Here is a 659-nt window from a genome sequence, read left to right as displayed (position 1 = left end):
GGCATCCACCGTGTACGCTTAGTCACTTAACCATACAACCCCAAGAGGTCTGTATGTTCAAACAACCAAGGTTTATGTATCTCCTTCTCTACATAATAGAGCGGGGATACAAATTGGTTTTTCGCCGGACTCTACACAAGACACTTGAATGTGTGTTGTTTTGAGAACTCGTTTCTATCATTAAGATARAAACTATTGTAATTGAATCTRTTGATTCAATTTACTAGTCAGCTTTCCAGATTGTTAAAGAGCTTTGTGTTTATCCGAAGATATCCACTTTCTAATCACACTCAAACGAATGCATTTAGAAAGTGGCGTCCCATAGGGGAGTCGAACCCCTGTTACCGCCGTGAAAGGGCGGTGTCCTAGGCCTCTAGACGAATGGGACCAAGTACTTTCTAGAAAAACCACGCTGTGRTTTTTCACTCTTTTACATTTTAACCAAGCAATCTGTGTGGACACTGCATCAAACAAGCAGTCTATCGTTTAAGGAGGTGATCCAGCCCCAGGTTCCCCTAGGGCTACCTTGTTACGACTTCACCCCAGTCATGAACCACACCGTGGTAAACGCCCTCCCGAAGGTTAAGCTATCTACTTCTGGTGCAGCCCACTCCCATGGTGTGACGGGCGGTGTGTACAAGGCCCGGGAACGTATTCAC

The 659-nt window shown here is 45.3% G+C and carries 1 tRNA gene and 1 rRNA gene; both read right to left on the bottom strand.

From position 1 onward, the window contains the following. Positions 1 to 312 precede the first annotated feature (312 nt). Positions 313 to 388 (bottom strand) — tRNA-Glu (locus L4C35_RS23190). A gap of 99 nt (positions 389 to 487) precedes the next feature. Beyond that, positions 488 to 659 (bottom strand): 16S ribosomal RNA (locus tag L4C35_RS23185); the annotation flags it as partial.

The sequence above is a fragment of the Photobacterium kagoshimensis genome (assembly GCF_050337045.1).
Classification (GTDB): Bacteria; Pseudomonadota; Gammaproteobacteria; order Enterobacterales; family Vibrionaceae; genus Photobacterium; species Photobacterium kagoshimensis.
The sequence above is the reverse complement of the archived record's forward strand: the minus strand, read 5'-3'. Positions and strand labels throughout refer to the sequence as shown.